General features: G+C 63.6%; 19 protein-coding genes. 8 read left to right on the forward strand and 11 right to left on the reverse strand.

Going from position 1 to position 18,281, the window contains the following annotated elements:
- The first annotated feature begins 188 nt into the window (after nt 1-188).
- From GDH07_RS23315 to GDH07_RS23335, 5 genes are all read left to right on the forward strand, one after another.
- The gene (locus GDH07_RS23315; protein ID WP_343038320.1) at nt 189-2,039 is read left to right on the forward strand and encodes a glucan biosynthesis protein G; all 1,851 of its coding nucleotides are present in this window, start codon (nt 189-191) and stop codon (nt 2,037-2,039) included.
- A complete protein-coding gene (gene mdoH, locus GDH07_RS23320; protein WP_031320101.1) occupies nt 2,032-4,602 on the forward strand; it encodes a glucans biosynthesis glucosyltransferase MdoH in 2,571 nt (856 codons plus the stop codon). Before GDH07_RS23315 ends, mdoH begins: the two co-directional genes overlap by 8 nt.
- Nucleotides 4,603-4,829: 227 nt before the next feature.
- Entirely contained in the window at nt 4,830-5,627 is a 798-nt protein-coding gene (locus GDH07_RS23325) for a transporter substrate-binding domain-containing protein (protein ID WP_022639542.1), read from the forward strand.
- A gap of 137 nt (nt 5,628-5,764) precedes the next feature.
- Nucleotides 5,765-6,724 carry an amino acid ABC transporter permease gene (locus GDH07_RS23330; RefSeq protein WP_152899045.1) on the forward strand — a complete coding sequence of 320 codons (960 nt, stop codon included), beginning with the start codon at nt 5,765-5,767 and terminating at the stop codon, nt 6,722-6,724.
- Nucleotides 6,717-7,451, forward strand: coding sequence for an amino acid ABC transporter ATP-binding protein (locus tag GDH07_RS23335; protein WP_053132503.1), 735 nt, complete (start codon nt 6,717-6,719; stop codon nt 7,449-7,451). The genes GDH07_RS23330 and GDH07_RS23335 overlap by 8 nt, the downstream gene beginning before the upstream one ends.
- Nucleotides 7,452-7,541: 90 nt before the next feature.
- Here GDH07_RS23335 and GDH07_RS23340 read toward each other — a convergent pair whose 3' ends face one another.
- From GDH07_RS23340 to ubiE, 10 genes are all read right to left on the reverse strand, one after another.
- Nucleotides 7,542-9,458 carry a methyl-accepting chemotaxis protein gene (locus tag GDH07_RS23340; RefSeq protein WP_152899047.1) on the reverse strand — a complete coding sequence of 639 codons (1,917 nt, stop codon included), beginning with the start codon at nt 9,456-9,458 and terminating at the stop codon, nt 7,542-7,544.
- A gap of 126 nt (nt 9,459-9,584) precedes the next feature.
- Nucleotides 9,585-10,292, reverse strand: coding sequence for a 16S rRNA (uracil(1498)-N(3))-methyltransferase (locus GDH07_RS23345; RefSeq protein ID WP_053132497.1), 708 nt, complete (start codon nt 10,290-10,292; stop codon nt 9,585-9,587).
- Nucleotides 10,289-11,083, reverse strand: a complete 795-nt coding sequence (gene tatC / locus GDH07_RS23350) for a twin-arginine translocase subunit TatC (RefSeq protein WP_152899048.1) — start codon at nt 11,081-11,083, stop codon at nt 10,289-10,291. The genes GDH07_RS23345 and tatC overlap by 4 nt, the downstream gene beginning before the upstream one ends.
- Complete coding sequence (tatB, locus tag GDH07_RS23355) at nt 11,080-11,511, reverse strand: Sec-independent protein translocase protein TatB (RefSeq protein ID WP_085065968.1); 432 nt, start codon at nt 11,509-11,511, stop codon at nt 11,080-11,082. The genes tatC and tatB overlap by 4 nt, the downstream gene beginning before the upstream one ends.
- A gap of 10 nt (nt 11,512-11,521) precedes the next feature.
- Nucleotides 11,522-11,803, reverse strand: a complete 282-nt coding sequence (locus GDH07_RS23360) for a twin-arginine translocase TatA/TatE family subunit (RefSeq protein WP_022639548.1) — start codon at nt 11,801-11,803, stop codon at nt 11,522-11,524.
- Nucleotides 11,804-11,828: 25 nt separating this feature from the next.
- Nucleotides 11,829-12,161: a phosphoribosyl-ATP diphosphatase gene (locus GDH07_RS23365; RefSeq protein ID WP_022639549.1), complete on the reverse strand. Its 333-nt coding sequence runs from the start codon at nt 12,159-12,161 to the stop codon at nt 11,829-11,831.
- A gap of 1 nt (nt 12,162) precedes the next feature.
- A complete protein-coding gene (gene hisI, locus GDH07_RS23370) occupies nt 12,163-12,555 on the reverse strand; it encodes a phosphoribosyl-AMP cyclohydrolase (RefSeq protein ID WP_152899049.1) in 393 nt (130 codons plus the stop codon).
- An 80-nt stretch (nt 12,556-12,635) separates the two neighbouring features.
- Nucleotides 12,636-14,240 (reverse strand): ubiquinone biosynthesis regulatory protein kinase UbiB, encoded by a 1,605-nt coding sequence (gene ubiB / locus GDH07_RS23375; RefSeq protein ID WP_053132493.1) that lies wholly within the window; start codon nt 14,238-14,240, stop codon nt 12,636-12,638.
- Nucleotides 14,237-14,860 (reverse strand): ubiquinone biosynthesis accessory factor UbiJ, encoded by a 624-nt coding sequence (locus GDH07_RS23380; protein WP_022639551.1) that lies wholly within the window; start codon nt 14,858-14,860, stop codon nt 14,237-14,239. Before GDH07_RS23380 ends, ubiB begins: the two co-directional genes overlap by 4 nt.
- Nucleotides 14,860-15,630, reverse strand: a complete 771-nt coding sequence (ubiE, locus tag GDH07_RS23385) for a bifunctional demethylmenaquinone methyltransferase/2-methoxy-6-polyprenyl-1,4-benzoquinol methylase UbiE (RefSeq protein WP_022639552.1) — start codon at nt 15,628-15,630, stop codon at nt 14,860-14,862. Before ubiE ends, GDH07_RS23380 begins: the two co-directional genes overlap by 1 nt.
- Nucleotides 15,631-15,785: 155 nt before the next feature.
- Here ubiE and GDH07_RS23390 point away from each other — a divergent pair, with 155 nt between their 5' ends.
- The 3 genes from GDH07_RS23390 (at nt 15,786) to GDH07_RS23400 (ending at nt 17,563) form a co-directional block, all read left to right on the forward strand.
- On the forward strand, nt 15,786-16,061 hold the full coding sequence (locus GDH07_RS23390) for a polyhydroxyalkanoic acid system family protein (protein ID WP_022639553.1): 276 nt from the start codon (nt 15,786-15,788) through the stop codon (nt 16,059-16,061).
- 214 nt (nt 16,062-16,275) lie between these two features.
- Nucleotides 16,276-16,698, forward strand: coding sequence for a phasin family protein (locus GDH07_RS23395; protein WP_083456918.1), 423 nt, complete (start codon nt 16,276-16,278; stop codon nt 16,696-16,698).
- Nucleotides 16,699-16,708: 10 nt separating this feature from the next.
- Complete coding sequence (locus GDH07_RS23400) at nt 16,709-17,563, forward strand: phasin family protein (protein ID WP_152899196.1); 855 nt, start codon at nt 16,709-16,711, stop codon at nt 17,561-17,563.
- Between the two features lie 70 nt (nt 17,564-17,633).
- On the opposite strand, the gene GDH07_RS23405 is transcribed toward GDH07_RS23400, so the two are convergent.
- Nucleotides 17,634-18,254: a TetR/AcrR family transcriptional regulator gene (locus tag GDH07_RS23405; protein ID WP_022639720.1), complete on the reverse strand. Its 621-nt coding sequence runs from the start codon at nt 18,252-18,254 to the stop codon at nt 17,634-17,636.
- Nucleotides 18,255-18,281: the final 27 nt, after the last annotated feature.

Below are 18,281 nucleotides of genomic sequence, written 5' to 3' on the forward strand. Positions count from 1 at the left end.
CGCGGCCTACTAGATAATCGCGCGCTACGGGGATCAGCGTTCGTTGGTCCATTTTGACTTAAGTAGAGACTTGTCCACGGCCGTTTGGGGAATCATTTAGCCCCATCGGAGTCGGAACAATGCTCGCCAACCTGGCATGTAGATAGCTGGCCGTTGGTTTTTTGATCTGTTTTCGGCGAGGGTTGCTCGTGATTGTTAGTCCCTGTAATGCACCAAACTTGTTTGCCAAAAGGTTACGAAACGTACTGGTGACGGGCTCTGCGCTGGTCTGCCTGCTTGGCGCCGGTCCACTCATGGCATTCAACCTGGATGACGTATCGACCAAAGCCAAGGACCTGGCCGGGCAGAAGTACGAGGCTCCGCGCAGTAACCTGCCAGCCGAGTTCCGCGACATGAAGTTCGCGGACTATCAGAAAATCCGCTTTCTCACCGAAAAAGCCGAATGGGCCGACCAGAAGACCCCGTTCAAGCTGTCGTTCTACCACCAGGGCATGCACTTCGACACGCCGGTGAAGATCAACGAGATCAGCGCCAACAGCGTTTCCGAGATCAAGTACGATCCCAGCCGTTTCGACTTCGGTGACGTGACGTTCGATCCAAAAGCCACCGAGAAGCTGGGTTATGCCGGTTTCCGCGTGCTGTACCCGATCAACAAGGCCGACAAGCAAGACGAGATCATGACCATGCTGGGCGCGAGCTATTTCCGCGTCGTCGGCAAGGGCCACGTCTATGGCCTGTCCGCCCGTGGCCTGGCGATCGATACCGCCTTGCCGTCCGGTGAAGAATTCCCGCGCTTCAGCGAGTTCTGGATCCAGCAACCCAAGCCTACCGACAAGCACCTGGTGATCTACGCCCTGCTGGATTCGCCGCGGGCCACCGGCGCTTATCGCCTGACCCTGCGGCCGGGCGCCGACACCATCGTCGACGTCAAGGCCCGGGTGTTCCTGCGTGACAAGGTGGGCAAGCTGGGCCTGGCTCCGCTGACCAGCATGTACCTGTTCGGCGCCAACCAGCCGTCGAAGGTCCTCAACTATCGTCGCGAGCTGCACGACTCCAGCGGCCTGTCGATCCATGCCGGCAACGGCGAGTGGATCTGGCGTCCGCTGAACAACCCGAAGCACCTGGCCGTGAGCAACTTCTCGGTTGAGAACCCGCGCGGTTTCGGCCTGCTGCAGCGTGGCCGCGACTTCAGCCACTACGAAGACCTCGACGACCGCTACGACAAGCGCCCAAGCGCCTGGATCGAGCCGAAGGGCGACTGGGGCAAGGGCACCGTCGACTTGGTGGAAATTCCGACTGCGGACGAAACCAACGACAACATCGTGGCGTTCTGGAACCCGGAGAAGCAGCCAGAGCCTGGCCAGCCGCTGGATTTCGCCTACCGCCTGCACTGGACCATGGACGAAGCGTCCCTGCATTCTCCTGACAGCGCCTGGGTCGAGCAGACCCTGCGTTCCACTGGTGACGTCAAGCAGTCCAACCTGATTCGCCAGCCCGATGGCAGCGTTGCCTACCTGGTGGATTTCGAAGGTCCGTCCCTGGCGGCCCTGCCTGGGAGCGCCGAAGTGCGTAGCCAGGTCAGCGTCGGCGACAACGCCGAGCTGGTGGAAAACAACGTTCGCTACAACCCGGAAACCAAAGGCTGGCGCCTGACCCTGCGCTTGAAGGTCAAGGACCCGAGCAAGGCCACCGAGCTGCGTGCCGCCCTGGTGCGCGACATCCCGGCAGCCGAGCCGGCCAAGGCCTCGACTCCGAACTCCAGCTCCTCCGTGGCCAAGGCCGACAAGGTCGCCGCCAAGCAACAGGAGAAGAAAGAGAAGGAAGCCGCTGCCGCGGCGGCCAAACAAGCTGAAGCCAAGCAGCCTGAAGCCAAGCCGGCCAAGGACGCCAAGCATGCCAAGGACAAGGACGCCAAGGACAAGGATCCTAAAGACGCCAAGCAGCCTGCTGCCGAAGCGGCCCCTGCCACACCGGAACCGGCCAAGACCGAGCAAGTCCTGACCGAGACCTGGAGCTACCAGTTGCCTGCCGATGAGTAACTCTCAACTACAGCCAGAGTCGCTTGCCGAGTACCTGGCCCACCTGCCCATGTCGGACCAGCAGCGCGCGGAACTCGCGAGCTGCCAGTCCTTCAGCGAGCTGCACCAGCGCCTGTCGTCCAAGGCCTTCGATGAGTCCGCCGATGCCGCCCAGGCCTCGGTGGGCGAGCGCCTGACCCTCAGCACCGCGGCCGAGCTGAACGATGCCGAAATGCTCGCCGTCGACGCCGAGGGGCGTATCTGCCTCAAGGCCGCGCCGCCGATCCGCCGCACCCGGGTAGTGCCCGAGCCATGGCGCACCAATATCCTGGTGCGTGGCTGGCGGCGCCTGACCGGGCGCACCAACCCACCGGCACCGCCGAAGGACGAGCGAGTGCTGCCGGCTGCCCGCTGGCGCACCGTCGGTTCGATCCGCCGCTACATCCTGCTGGTGCTGATGCTTGGCCAGACCATCGTCGCCGGCTGGTACATGAAAGGCATCATGCCGTACCAGGGCTGGGCCTTCGTCGACCTGGAAGAAGTGGCGCACCAGCCGCTGATGCAGACCGCGCAGCAGGTCCTGCCCTACGCACTGCAGACCAGCATCCTGATTCTGTTCGGCATCCTGTTCTGCTGGGTCTCGGCAGGTTTCTGGACCGCGCTGATGGGCTTCCTGGAACTGCTGACCGGTCGCGACAAGTACCGGATCTCCGGCGCCAGCGCCGGCAACGAGCCGATCGCCGAGAATGCGCGCACCGCACTGGTGATGCCGATCTGCAACGAAGACGTGCCCCGGGTATTCGCCGGCCTGCGCGCCACCTTCGAGTCGGTGGCGGCCACCGGTGACCTGGATCGTTTCGACTTCTTCGTCCTCAGCGACAGCAACGACAGCGATATCTGCGTGGCCGAGCAACAAGCCTGGCTGGATGTCTGCCGCGAGACCAAGGGTTTCGGCAAGATCTTCTACCGTCGCCGTCGCCGCCGTGTGAAGCGCAAGAGCGGCAACCTCGACGACTTCTGCCGTCGCTGGGGCGGCGACTACAAGTACATGGTGGTACTGGACGCCGACAGCGTGATGAGCGGCGAATGCCTGACCAGCCTGGTACGCCTGATGGAAGCCACGCCGGACGCGGGGATCATCCAGACCGCGCCCAAGGCCTCGGGGATGGACACCCTGTATGCGCGCATGCAGCAGTTCGCCACCCGCGTCTATGGTCCGCTGTTCACCGCCGGCCTGCACTTCTGGCAGTTGGGTGAGTCCCACTACTGGGGCCATAACGCGATCATCCGCATGAAGCCGTTCATCGAGCACTGCGCCCTGGCGCCGTTGCCGGGCAAGGGCGCGTTCGCCGGTGCGATCCTCTCCCACGACTTCGTCGAAGCCGCGTTGATGCGCCGTGCCGGCTGGGGCGTGTGGATCGCCTACGACCTGCCGGGCAGCTATGAAGAGCTGCCGCCGAACCTGCTGGATGAGCTCAAGCGCGACCGCCGCTGGTGCCACGGCAACCTGATGAACTTCCGCCTGTTCCTGGTCAAGGGCATGCACCCGGTGCACCGCGCGGTGTTCCTCACCGGGGTGATGTCGTACCTGTCGGCGCCGTTGTGGTTCTTCTTCCTGGTGCTGTCCACGGCCCTGCTGGCGGTCAACACGCTGATGGAGCCGCAGTACTTCCTCGAGCCGCGGCAGCTGTATCCGCTGTGGCCGCAGTGGCATCCGGACAAGGCCATCGCGCTGTTCTCCACCACCATCGTGCTGTTGTTCCTGCCCAAGCTGCTCAGCATCATTTTGATCTGGGCCAAGGGCGCCAAGGAGTTCGGTGGCAAGTTCAAGGTGACCCTGTCGATGCTCCTGGAGATGCTGTTCTCCATGCTGCTGGCGCCGGTGCGGATGATCTTCCACACCCGCTTCGTGCTGGCCGCGTTCCTCGGCTGGGCGGCGACCTGGAACTCGCCACAGCGTGACGACGACTCCACCCCCTGGAGCGAGGCGGTGCGCCGCCATGGCCCGCAGACCCTGCTGGGCTTCTGCTGGGCGCTGCTGGTGATCTGGCTGAACCCCAGCTTCCTCTGGTGGCTGGTGCCGATCGTCGGTTCGCTGATGCTGTCGATCCCGGTGTCGGTGATCTCCAGCCGCGTCGGCCTGGGCCTGAAGTCCCGTGACGAGAACCTGTTCCTGATCCCCGAGGAATATGCACCGCCCCAGGCGTTGCTGGCCACGGACCAGTACACCCACGAGAACCGCTGGCACGCGCTCAACGACGGCTTCATCCGGGCCGTGGTGGATCCGCAGCAGAACGCCCTGGCTTGTGCCCTGGCCACTTCCCGCCATGCCCAGGCCGAGCCGATCGAGTGGCTGCGCCAGGAGCGCGTACGCCATGCCCTCAAGGTCGGTCCTGCGGCCCTGAACAACAGCGAGCGCCTGGCGCTGTTGAGCGATCCGGTGGCCCTGGGTCGCCTGCACCAGCTGGTCTGGAGCGAAGGCCACAGCCAATGGCTGGGTGCCTGGCGCGAGTCGGTGAGCGCCGATCCCCATGCCCCGCTGTTGCCGTTGCAGCCGCTAGCCGCGACGCCACAACCGGCGTGATGCCAACGCCCCCGGGTTCATGCCCGGGGGCGTTTTGCTTTCTGCACCCCCGCTCATCCCCGGCGCTTTCGTCCGACAATAAAAACCTTGTGCAAATACCCGAGTGCGTTAGCATCGCACCCGCAAATTTCTGTGCGTGATCGACCACGACCTGGTATCCGAAGGTTCGCCAACAATGGACTGCGACGCGCAGACACCACAATAAAATGGCTTTCAGGGGACTTGAGATGAAGAAGTATTTTTCGCTGCTGCTGGCGGGGGCCGCAGCCATGCTGGCGGTCAGCACGGCCCAGGCCGGCGCCATCGACGACGCGGTCAAGCGTGGATCGCTGAAGGTGGGCATGGACCCGACCTACATGCCGTTCCAGATGACCAACAAGCGCGGCGAGATCATCGGTTTCGAAGTCGATCTGCTCAAGGCCATGGCCAAGTCCATGGGGGTCAAGCTGGAGATGGTCTCCACCGGCTACGACGGCATCATCCCGGCCCTGCTCACCGACAAGTTCGACATGATCGGCAGCGGCATGACCCTGACCCAGGAGCGCAACCTGCGCCTGAACTTCAGTGAGCCCTTCATCGTGGTCGGCCAGACCCTGCTGATCCGCAAGGACCTGGAAGGCACCATCAAGTCCTACAAGGACCTGAACAGCGCCGACTACCGCATCACCTCCAAGCTGGGCACCACCGGGGAAATGGTCGCCAAGAAGCTGATCGCCAAGGCCAAGTACCACGGTTACGACAACGAGCAGGAAGCGGTGCTGGACGTGGTCAATGGCAAGGCCGACGCCTTCATCTATGACGCCCCGTACAACGTGGTGGCGGTCAACAAGGTCGGCAACGGCAAGCTGGTATTCCTCGACAAGCCGTTCACCTACGAGCCGCTGGCCTTCGGCCTGAAGAAGGGCGACTACGACAGCATCAACTTCATCAACAACTTCCTGCACCAGATCCACGAAGACGGGACCTACGATCGGATCCACGACAAGTGGTTCAAGAGTTCCGAGTGGCTCAAGGACATGGAATAACACTCGCTCACCCAGACCGGGCTGCCCCGCTTGCGGGCAAGCCTCGTTTCTACAGGTTTGCGCAATCCATGTAGGAGCGAGGCTTGCCGGCGAAGGCGGTGTCCCTGGCGACCCAGCATTCGGAATCCGCAAACCCAATGAAACAGAACAAAGCCCAATGGCCCTGGCACGTGTTGACCGTGCTGGTGCTGGTCGGCCTGGCTGGCGCCCTGTACTACGCCACCTCGCTGATGTCCTATGAATGGCGCTGGAACCGCGTTCCGCAGTACTTCGCCTACCAGGCCGAGGAGTCCCAGCGCGCGGCCGAGATCTCCACCGTCGCCGAGGTGGTGCGCAAGGGCGGCAAGGCTGAAGTCACCCTCAAGGGCGACTCTGGCAATGAGCAGCACCTGAGCGTCGACGAGAGCAGCCTGCAGGTGGCCAGCGGCGACGACGTGGCCGAGTGCGATGTGGTCGGGGTGACCCGGCATTGGGCGGCGGGGCCGTTGTTGTGGGGCTTGTGGACCACTCTGTGGCTGTCGGTGGTGTCCGGCGTGCTGGGCTTGATGATCGGCCTGGCCACCGGCCTGTGCCGGCTGTCCAGCAACCCGACCCTGCGTGACCTGGCGACCCTCTATGTCGAGTTGGTGCGCGGCACGCCGCTGCTGGTACAGATATTCATCTTCTATTTCTTCATCGGTACGGTGCTCAACCTGTCCCGGGAGTTCGCCGGGATCGCCGCGCTGTCACTGTTCACAGGGGCCTATGTGGCGGAAATCGTCCGTGCCGGGGTGCAGTCCATTGCCCGTGGGCAGAACGAGGCGGCTCGCTCCCTGGGCCTGAGCGCCGGCCAGTCGATGCGCCATGTGGTGCTGCCCCAGGCCTTCAAGCGAGTGTTACCGCCGCTGGCCGGGCAGTTCATCAGCCTGGTCAAGGACACTTCGCTGGTGTCGGTGATCGCCATCACCGAGTTGCTCAAGAGCGGCCGGGAAGTCATCACCACTTCGTTTTCGCCGTTCGAGATCCTGTTCTGCGTGGCGGCCCTGTACCTGTTGATCAACCTGCCGCTGTCGAAGATGGCCAGCCGGCTTGAGCGGAGGCTCGCGCAAAGTGATTGAAGTTCGCGATCTGGTAAAAGTCTTCGATACCCGTGGCCAAGTGGTGCGCGCGGTGGATAACGTCACCACCCAGGTGGCCAAGGGTGAAGTGCTGGTGGTGATCGGGCCGTCCGGCTCCGGCAAGTCGACCTTCCTGCGTTGCCTCAACGGCCTGGAGACCTTCGACTCCGGTTCGGTGAGCATCGATGGCCTGCAACTGGCCGATCCCAAGACCGATGTGAACGCCTATCGCCGCGAGGTGGGCATGGTGTTCCAGCACTTCAACCTGTTCCCGCACATGACCGTGCTGGACAACCTCTGCCTGGCGCAGAAGGTGGTGCGCAAGCGCGGCAAGCAGGAACGCGAGGCCAAGGCCCTGGCCTTGCTGGAGAAGGTCGGCATTGCGCAGAAGGCCCACGAGTTCCCCTCGCGATTGTCCGGCGGCCAGCAACAGCGGGTGGCAATCGCCCGGGCCCTGGCCATGGAGCCCAAGGTGATGCTGTTCGACGAGCCGACCTCGGCCCTGGACCCGGAGATGGTCGGCGAGGTGCTGGATGTAATGAAGACCCTGGCCGTGGAAGGCATGACCATGGTCTGCGTGACCCATGAAATGGGCTTTGCCCGGGAAGTGGCGGATCGGGTGCTGTTCTTCGATCACGGCAAGCTGCTGGAAGATGCCGCGCCCGAGGTGTTCTTCAGCGCCCCCCGGGACCCCCGGGCCCAGGCCTTCCTGCGCCAGGTCCTGTAGCCGGCCTTGTAATCGCTGGAAGGCCCACAGGGCCTTCCAACGGACGATCCGCCCCGCAGGCTCCTTAACAGCCTGCGGCAGCCACGCGGGTCAGACCTTGAAGCGTCCCACCAGGCTTTGCAGGTGAATCCCCAGGCGCGCCAGTTCGGCGCTCGAAGAGGCGGTCTCCTCGCTGGCCGACGACGTCTGCTCGGAGACGTCGCGTACATTCAAGACGCTGCGATTGATCTCTTCGGCCACCGCGCTCTGTTGCTCCGCCGCTGCGGCGATCTGCTGGTTCATCGCCTGGATCGCCGAGACGGTGCGGGTGATGTTGTCCAGCGAGCCGCCAGCCCGGCGCGTCAGCTCGACGCTGCTGTCGGTGAGATTGCGGCTGGTGTCCAGGGTGCTGGCCACCTGCTGCGTGCCGTTCTGCAGGCTGACGATCAGCTCGGCGATCTCCTCGGTCGATTGCTGGGTACGCTGGGCCAGGCTACGCACTTCGTCGGCCACCACGGCGAAGCCCCGTCCTGCCTCGCCGGCCCGGGCGGCCTCGATGGCGGCGTTGAGGGCCAGCAGGTTGGTCTGTTGGGCCACTGACTTGATCACGTCCAGGACGCTGCCGATCTTGTCGCTCTCTTGCTTGAGCTGGCCCATGGCTTCGGTGGAGTGACTCACCTCACTGGCCAGGCGCTCGATCTGGGCGATGGCCTCGTTGACCACCCGGTCGCCCTCGCGGGCCTGCTGGTCGGCGGCCACGGCCGCTTCGGAGGCTTCCTCGGCGTTGCGCGCCACCTCTTGCACGGTGGCGGCCATCTCGTTCATGGCCGTGGCCACCTGGTCGGTCTCGACCTTCTGGCTGTTGACCCCGGCGCTGGTCTGTTCGGTAACCGCCGATAGCTGTTCGGCGGCGCTGGCGATCTGGGTCACGCCGTCGCTGATGCCGCCGATCAACTCCCGCAGGCCCTGGGTCATGCGCTGCATGGCCTTCTGCAACTGGCCCAGCTCGTCGCGCCGGTCCACTGCCAGGTTCTGGCTCAGGTCGCCAGCGGCCACGCGCTCGGCGGCTTTGAGGGTCTGTTGCAAAGGCAGGTTGATCTGCCGGGTGATGGCCCAGGCGGCGATCAGGCCGAAGACCAGGGCCAGCACCGTGGCGATCAACAGCGTGCTGCGGGCCTGGCTGGCATCGGCGTCACGCTTGTGGGTCTGTTCGACGGTCAGTTGCTTGCTCAGGTCCATCAGGCGATCGCCCTGGGCGGCCATGCGCTTGAGGGCATCGGCACTGGCCTGCTCGGCGTCGCTGAAGGCGCTGACGGCGGCACGATAGGCCTTGAGCGAGTCGCTGGCCTGCTGCAGGTTGGCGATGTGCTGCTCCGGCAGCCGGGACGGCAGGCTGGCCAGGTTGCCGAGGGCATTGTCGATGGCATCCAGGGCGGGTTGCCGGGCGTCGGCCTTGCCGCTGTAGGTGTAGCCACGCACCTGGAAGCGTGCCTGCTGGATCAGCTTGGACAGGTCGATGACGCTATTGAACTGGGCCACGCTATCGCCTTGCAGCAGCGATTTCTCGACCTCGGCCACCCGGGCCACGGCGTTGTCCGCGGTGGCACCGAGCTGGGAGCGGGCGGTCTCGCGGCTGGCGGTGGCGCGGGTCATGTCGGTGAAGGCCTTCTGGTACTCGGCCACGGCATCCACCTGCTGGTCCACCAGGGCGATGCTTCCAGGTTGCTGCAGCTTGCCGCGGACCGCGCGCAGGCCTTCGTCGAGTTGCTTGAGCATGTCGCTGACCGCGGCGGGACCTTGCTCGCCATGGTTCATCTCGTAGCTGAGGCGGGCGATGCGCAGGTCCTTGGTCATGGCATTGAGCAAGGAGATATTGCCTAGCTTGTCGCCGCGATCGATCACCCGGGACAGGCCGTTCCAGCCGGTGGCGGTGATCAGCAGGGTCAGCAACAGCACCAGGCCGAAGCCGATGCCAAGCTTGCGGCTGACACTCACATTCCCCAAGTTTCTGGCTAGCCAACGGTACATGCTGCGAACTCCCTCTTTAGCGGTTTGGGCTTAACCATAGGCTATCGGCGGGAGCAGGGTTTTACTACAGCTGACTGGCGGGTTGCCACTACGACCGCAAAGTCCGGCTGGCCGGACCCTGGCGGTTCAGAACAGGCGGGACAACAGTGCGGTGACGGCCGTCTCGACCCGCAGGATGCGCTCGCCCAGCTGCACCGGTTGCAGGCTGGCCTTGCCCAACAGGTCGATCTCGTAGGGGATCCAGCCGCCTTCCGGGCCGATGGCCAGGGTCACTGGCTGGTCCAGGTTGCGCGGGCAGGGCGGATACGGGCCGGGGTGGCCTACCAGGCCCAGGGTGCCTTCGCTCAGGGCCGGCAGGCGGTCTTCGACGAAGGGCTTGAAGCGCTTCTCGATGACTACCTCGGGCAGGATGCTGTCGCGGGCCTGCTCCAGCCCCAGCACCAGCTGTTCGCGGATGGCCTCGGGGTCGAGGAAGGGCGTTTGCCAGAAGCTTTTTTCCACCCGGTAGCTGTTGACCAGCACCAGCCGGGGCACGCCCATGGCGGCCACGGTCTGCAGTACCCGGCGCAGCATCTTCGGCCGCGGCAGGGCCAGGACCAGGGTCAGCGGCAGCTTGGCCGGCGGCGCTTGCTCCAGGGTCACTTGCAGCTCGGCTTCGGCGGCTTCCAGGCGCAGCACCCGGGCGCTGCCCATCAAGCCGCCGATACGGCCCACCCGCAGGCTGTCGCCCACTGCCACACGGTGCACCTCCTGCATGTGGACCAGGCGCCGGTCGCGCAGCACAACACGGTCGGCCGCGATGAAGTCGGCCTCCTCGAGCAGCAGCAGGTTCACGCTTGGGTCGCTGGCGGCTGGTCGTTGTGGTCGTCGGCCGGGGTGTCGTCCGGATGCTCGCCGCGCTTGCTGATCAGCCCGCCGAACAGGACGCCGATCTCGAACAGCAGCCACATGGGCACGGCCAGCAAGGTCTGGGAGAAGATGTCCGGCGGGGTGAGGATCATGCCCACCACGAAGCAACCGATGATCACGTAGGGACGGATCTTCTTCAGGTACTCCACGTTGACCACGCCGATCCACACCAGCAGCACCACGGCCACCGGGATCTCGAAGGCCACGCCGAAGGCGAAGAACAGGGTCATGACGAAGTCGAGGTAGCTGGTGATGTCGGTCATCATTTCCACGCCGGCCGGGGTGGCGGCGGCGAAGAACTTGAAGATCAGCGGGAACACCAGGAAATAGGCGAACGTCATGCCCACGTAGAACAGCAGGATGCTCGATACCAGCAGCGGCACGGCGATGCGCTTCTCATGCTTGTACAGGCCCGGGGCGATGAACCCCCAGATCTGGTGCAGGATCACCGGGATCGCCAGGAACAGCGAAACCATCATGGTCAGCTTCAATGGCGTGAGGAACGGCGAGGCGACGTCGGTGGCGATCATCGTCGCGCCGGCCGGCAGGTACTGGCGCAGCGGCGTTGAGACGATGGTGTAGATCTGCTGGGTGAAGGCGAACAACCCGGCGAAGATGATGAAGATCGCCGCTACGCAGCGCAGCAGGCGGGTCCGCAGCTCGGTGAGGTGCGATACCAGCGGCATGTGTTGGTCGTTCTCTGGAATATCGCTCATGGTGCTCGCGGCGGCAAAGTAGGGTCTTGGGGAGCCTCGGGTGCGGGCGTTACCGCTGGGGTTGCAGGCTCTGCGGTCGGCGTCGCAGGTACTTCGGCCGGCGCAGCGGCTTCACCTGCAGTGGTGGCAGGCGTCGCTGCGACCTGTTCGGCTACCGGCTCCACGGGCGCAGGCTGTTGCTGGGTCGGGGCGAGGATTTTCCGCGCTTCCTGTTCCAGCGACAGGATGTGCTCGTTGTGCAGCTGCCGACGGATCTCGTCGGCGCCGATCTCACGTTCAACTTCCTGTTTTATCGCATTGAAGCTGCGCTTGAGGCGCCCGACCCAGAGACCGGCGGTGCGCGCAGCGCCGGGCAGGCGCTCGGGGCCGAGCACCAGCAGGGCCACCAGGCCCACCAGCAGCAGTTCAGAGAAGCTGATACCAAACATTAGTCAGTGCTCACGAGTCTTTGCGGGTCGGCTCTTCGACTTTCTGCGCCTGCACATCGATGGTGTGCGGCTGGTTCAGCGGCGCGCCCTGTTGTGGCTGGGCCGGCTGGGCAGCTTGTGCGGTAGGAGGTACCACGGGTTCGGCTGGCTTCTCGTCGTCGTTCATGGCCTTGCGAAAGCCCTTGATCGATTCGCCGACATCGGTGCCCAGGTTCTTGAGCTTCTTGGTGCCGAATACCAGTACCACGACCACCAGGATGACGATCCAGTGTTTCCAGTCAAAAATGCCCATGCTGCGTTTCCTCTTAGAAAATTGTTCAGGCGGACGGACGCGAGGCTTTCTCGGCGTGTCCGGACAGGCCGAAACGGCGGTCCAGCTCATCGAGCACGGCCTGGGGATGCTGCCCCAGCTGCGCGAGCATGACCAGGGTATGGAACCACAGGTCCGCGGTTTCGTAGATCACATCGCTGCAGTCGCCGCTGGCGGCGGCGTCCTTGGCGGCGATGATGGTTTCCACCGATTCTTCGCCGACTTTCTCCAGGATCTTGTTCAGGCCCTTGTGATACAGGCTGGCCACGTAGGAACTGTCGGCAGCGGCGTTCTTGCGCTCCTCCAGCACTTGGGCCAGGCGGGTGAGGGTATCGCTCATGTCAGTGTCCTGCAGAATAAATCGCGTGCGGGTCCTTGAGGACCGGTTCGACGGTTTTCCACTCGCCATCTTCATAGATGCGGTAGAAACAGCTGTGGCGGCCGGTATGGCAGGCAATGTCGCCGATCTGCTCGACCATCAGGATGATCACGTCGGCGTCGCAGTCCAGGCGCATTTCATGGAGCTTCTGCACATGCCCGGACTCTTCGCCCTTGCGCCATAGCTTGCCACGCGAACGTGACCAGTAGATGGCACGCTGCTCGGCGGCGGTCAGGCTCAGTGCTTCGCGGTTCATCCAGGCCATCATCAGTACGCGCCCGGTCTTGTGATCCTGGGCGATGGCCGGCACCAGGCCGTGCTCATCCCATTTGATCTGGTCCAGCCAATCTTTCATTTTCGACTCCGACAACCGGGCTCGACCCGCTGGTGACGCCTCGGCGATTTCGACAGTTTGCCAGCAGGCCGCGCCACTGGCTATCGGCGCACGATCAGATACAGACCCACCGCGATCATGATGCCGGCGGGCCAGTGCCCCAGTTCCTGCAGCGGGCCGCCGGCGGCCAGGATCGCGCCGCCGCCCAGGTGGGCGGTGCCCAGCAGGCGCAGGAACCAGTCGTCCTTGCGCCGCTGCCAGGGGGCCGGAGGGTCGGCGGCATGGGGTTGCGACATGCGCTCGAGCAGGTCGCGGGTCATGTTGGCCAGGTGCGGCAACTGTTCGATCTGGCTGTGGATGTTGCCCAGCACTGCCTTGGGGCTGACCCGCTCGCGCATCCAGCGTTCGAGGAAGGGTTGCGCGGTGTTCCACAGGTCCAGCTCCGGATACAGCTGGCGCCCCAGGCCCTCGATGTTGAGCAGGGTTTTCTGCAGCAGCACCAGTTGCGGCTGGACTTCCATGTTGAAGCGCCGGGCGGTCTGGAACAGGCGCATCAGTACTTGGCCGAAGGAAATGTCCTTCAACGGTTTTTCGAAGATCGGTTCGCAGACCGTACGAATCGCCGCTTCGAACTCATTGAGCTTGGTTTCCGCCGGGACCCAGCCCGAGTCGATGTGCAGTTGGGCTACACGGCGATAGTCACGCTTGAAGAAGGCGAACAGGTTGCGCGCCAGGTAGTCCTGGTCTTGCGGGGTGAGGCTGCCGACGATGCCGCAGTCGATGGCGATGTACTGCGGGCTCCAGGGCTGCACGGTGCTGACGAAGATGTTGCCCGGATGCATGTCGGCGTGGAAGAAACTGTCGCGGAACACCTGGGTGAAGAAGATCTCCACACCCCGTTCGGCGAGCATCTTCATGTCGGTGCGCTGGTCGGCCAGGGTCGCGAGGTCAGTGACCTGGATCCCGTAGATGCGCTCCATCACCAGCACCTTCGGCCGGCACCAGTCCCAGTAGACCTGGGGGACGTAGAGCAGCGGCGAGCCTTCGAAGTTGCGCTTGAGCTGGCTGGCGTTGGCCGCCTCGCGCAGCAGGTCGAGCTCGTCGTAGATGGTCTTCTCGTAGTCGCTGACCACATCCACCGGGTGCAGCAGGCGAGCGTCGGCGGAGACCTTCTCCGCAGCGCGGGCGAGGATGAACAGCCAGGCCAGGTCCTGGGCGATGACCGGCTTGAGCCCCGGGCGGATCACCTTGACCACCACTTCCTCGCCGGTCTTGAGCTTGGCGGCATGCACCTGGGCCACCGAGGCCGAGGCCAGGGGCTCGATGTCGAAGCGGCTGAACACATCGCTGATCTTCTTGCCCAGCTGCTCTTCGATCAGGGCCACGGATTTTTTCGAATCGAACGGCGGCACCCGGTCCTGCAGCAGCATCAGTTCGTCGGCGATGTCTTCCGGCAGCAGGTCACGGCGGGTGGACAATATCTGCCCGAACTTGATGAAGATCGGTCCCAGGTCCTGCAACGCCAGGCGCAGGCGTGCGCCACGGCTCAGGTCCAGCGGCTTGCGCGGAAACCAGCGCCAGGGCAGGGCGAAGCGCAAGGCCAGGAGAAACCAGGGCAAGGGCAGGGCGAACAGCAGGTCATCGAGGCGGTAGCGGATCACGACGCGCTGGATGCGCAACAGACGGCGGACGGCAAGCAGCTTCATGCGTTATCGCTTGGGTCAGGGGATCGGGAAAGGCGCTCGACACGCGCCTCTAGACGTTCCAGGTCGAGTTTGGCCTGGTCCAGTTCGCGAAAGCGCGCCTCGGCTTCATGCTGGCCCACCAGGGCCCGCGATTCTTCGGCGAGGAACTCGGCCAGGCTCTGGTTGAGGCTGGCGAATCCCTGCTGGTACCAGCGTGCGCGGCTGCGTACGTGGCCGCTGAACAACTGGGTGGCCACCGGGCCGAGCCAGCGCGAGAGTTCGTACTCCCAGTCCAGCTCCAGGTCCTGGAGGACCGCCGCCAGGTCCAGCAGCACGCCGCTGTCGCCTTCGAGTTCCACTTGCGGGCCATGCAGGACGCCGGTCTTGTCCTTGCTCAGGGCCAGGCGCACCAGGCTCGCTGCCGGTGCGCGCAGGGTACAGTCAGGATCGGCGGCCCACTGGGAGGCCAGCATCAGGCCTTCGTCGCTGGGCAGGATGAACAGCCGCAGCGCCGGAGCCTGGCAGTCCACGGCAATCACCTTGCCGCTCAGGTGCTGCAGGCGCGGCAACGCCGTGCTGTCCAGGCGCAGCACCCGATTGATGCCGGTCTCGACGCTGGCGAGCAGGCCGCTGAGCAACATCAGGGCTTGATGCCGCGGTGCAGGGCAACGATGCCTGCGGTCATGTTGTGGTAGGTCACCCGGTCGAAGCCGGCCTCGACCATCATCGACTTCAGGGTTTCCTGGTTCGGGTGCATGCGGATCGACTCGGCCAGGTAGCGATAGCTTTCCGAGTCGTTGGTGATCAGCTTGCCGGCCAGGGGCATGAAGGCGAACGAATAGGCGTCGTAGACCTTGGACATCAGCGTGTTGGTCGGCTTGGAGAACTCCAGCACCAGCAGCCGGCCACCGGGCTTGAGTACCCGCAGCATCGAGCGCAGGGCGTCTTCCTTGTGGGTCACGTTGCGCAGGCCGAAGGCGATGGTCACACAGTCGAAATGGTTGTCCGGGAAGGGCAGCTTTTCCGCGTCGGCCTGGACGAACTCGACATTGCCGGCCACACCCAGGTCCAGCAGGCGGTCACGGCCGACCTTGAGCATGGATTCGTTGATGTCCGCCAGGACGACTTGGCCGGTAGGGCCCACCAGGTGGGAAAACCGCTTGGTCAGGTCGCCAGTGCCGCCAGCGATGTCCAGTACGCGGTTGCCTGGACGCACGCCCGACAACTCGATCGTGAAGCGCTTCCACAGGCGGTGCATGCCGCCGGACAGCACGTCGTTCATCAGGTCGTACTTGGCCGCTACCGAGTGGAACACCTCAGCGACTTTTTCCGCTTTCTGGCTCTCGGGAACGTTCTTGAAGCCGAAGTGAGTGGTGGGTTCGGCATCGCTGCCTTTGCGCTGGTCAGTCATATCGCTGTCACCAAAAGAGAATGCGGGACATTCTAATGCCGGTGACCGTCTTTGTCTTGGCAAGGCTGAATGTAAGATAGCGATCCGCCGGGACGATTTGACGCACTCAGGGTCAAGGCGTTTCTGGCGAGTCCCGAAATAGCAGGAGTCCTTCAATGGCCCGTATTAGTGTTGAACGTGCCCATGGCCTGGGTAAGCAGGCAGCCCGTGAAAAGGCCGACAAACTGGCGCAGAAACTCGCCGATCAATATGGCCTCGAGCCACGCTGGGCGGGGGATACCCTGAATCTCAAGCGCTCCGGGGTCAAAGGCGCGGTGCATGTGGGCGAGTCGTCGATCCGCATCGACGTGGAGCTGGGCATGCTGATGTCGGCCATGAGCGGCACCATCAAGGCCGAGATCGAGAAGGCCCTGGACAAGGCCCTGGCCTGATCCCGGACGGCACGCCGCCTGGCGTGCTTTGCCGGTGAGTCGCGGGGCACTGCAAGGGTGCTCGAGAGCGATCACCGGCAAGTCGGCCCATAACTGGGCGATCATTGTTTTATTGCATTCGTTAGGGTGCCGATTCTAATTTTTCTCTCTAGGTTGTGCCTCAAGTCCTCTTTCCGAGGACAGTTCCTCAAACCTTCTGCGCATGAGGTGCACCATGGCCAAAGTAATCCTGAAGAAAAAAGTTGATGCTCAATCGACTGCTCTGAGCGAAGTCAAATCCTATGCTCGCAAGATCTGGTTAGCTGGCCTGGGCGCCTATGCCAAAGTCGGCCAGGAAGGTAGCGACTACTTCCAGGAGTTGATCAAGGCTGGTCAATCCGTTGAAAAGAAAGGCAAAAAAGTTGTGACTGAACAACTTGAGGCGGCCAACAGTCAGATCGATAGCGTCAAGGGGGATGTCACTACTCTTAAAGGTCGGGTCGAAGTGCAACTGGATAAAGTCGAGAAGGCTTTTGATACGCGCGTCGCCAGTGCCTTGAATCGTATCGGCATTCCGTCTAAACATGACGTTGAGACACTCTCTGCTAAGCTCGATGAGCTGACCGCACTGCTCGAACGTGTCGCGCGTAAACATTAAGGAGAACGGGATGGCTGGTAAAAAGAATACTGAAAAAGAAGGCAGCTCGTGGATCGGGAAAGTCGAAGAGTACTCCCGTAAAATTTGGCTTGCTGGTTTAGGCGTGTACTCGAAAATCGACTCTGACGGCAGCAAGCTTTTCGAATCCTTGGTCAAGGATGGCGAAAAAGCCGAGAAGCTGACCAAGAATGTGGTCGGTAAGAAAGTCGACGCAGCCAAAGACTCCGCGAACTCGGCCAAGTCGCGCATCAGCGACGTCAAGGACCGCGCGCTGGGCAAGTGGGACGAGCTGGAAGGGGCTTTCGACAAGCGCCTGAACAGCGCCATTTCGCGCCTGGGCGTACCGAGCCGCAATGAAGTGAAGGCGCTGCACGACAAGGTCGATACCCTGACCAAGCAGATCGAGAAACTCACTGGTGCCAAGGTTGCGCCGGTCGCGGCCAAGACCGCTGCCGCCAAGCCTGCGGCCAAGCCCCTGGCCAAGCCAGCCGCCAAGCCGGCAGCCAAGGCCGCTGCGAAACCGGCCGCCAAGCCCGCTGCCAAGACTGCAGCTGCCAAGCCTGCGGCCAAACCGGCAGCCAAGCCAGTCGCGGCCAAACCCGCGGCCAAGCCGGCCGCCAAGCCTGCGGCGAAAACCGCAGCGGCCAAGCCAGCCGCCAAGCCTGCTGCGAAGCCGGCCGTGGCGAAGAAGCCAGCAGCCAAGAAGCCCGCAGCCAAGCCAGCAGCCAAACCTGCCGTCGCGGCCAAGCCTGCAACCGCAGCCCCGGCAGCCCCGGCCAGCTCTGCGAACTCCGTCGCAGCGCCGGCTCCGGCTTCCAGCCCGGCCGCCACCTCGACCCCGGCGGCGCCAAGCAGCCAGTCCTGATTCCATCAGGCAGACGAAAACGCCCGGCCTGTGAAGACCGGGCGTTTTTCATGGGCGTCCGGCAGCCCTGCTACGGATGTTCGTCCAGGTAGCGCAGGGCCATTTGTTCGGTGGCCAGCTTGGCGGGCGGCAGCAAGTGCGGTGCCACCAGCATCATGATCTGGTAGACCACCAGGCGCACTTCCCCTTCACGATCGAGAATCCGCTGGTAATCCAGGGAGAACAGCAAGGTCATGGTGATCTGTTCCACCAATTGCCCCAGGGCCTGGGTGCCGCTGACCAGTTGCCCCATGGTCTTGAGTCGCGCCAGCAGCGCCGCGAGCGTGCGCTTGAGGGCGTTGAGCAGGTTGCGAATGCCCTTGGCCAGCTTCGGCAGGCGGCCGGCCAGGTTGGACAGGTCCTGGAACAGGAAGCGGTAGTGGGCCAGGCGCTCGACGATCAGGTGCAGGAACAGCCAATAGTCTTCCGGTGCCAGCTGGGCATCGGAGGGCGGGTCCAAAAGCGGCGTCAATTCGTTCTGGAAGCGCTCGAAAAGACCGAGGACCAACGGTTCCTTGCCATGGAAATGGTAATAGAGGTTGCCGGGGCTGATCCCCATTTCATTGGCCACCTCCATGGTGGAGACATTGGGCTCGCCCTTCTGGTTGAACAACTGCAGGGCACATTCGAGTATCCGGTCGCGGGTCTTCATCCTGACTTCTTGTCGGTCCATTGAGGG

The organism is Pseudomonas piscis, assembly GCF_009380155.1.
GTDB lineage: Bacteria > Pseudomonadota > Gammaproteobacteria > Pseudomonadales > Pseudomonadaceae > Aquipseudomonas > Aquipseudomonas piscis.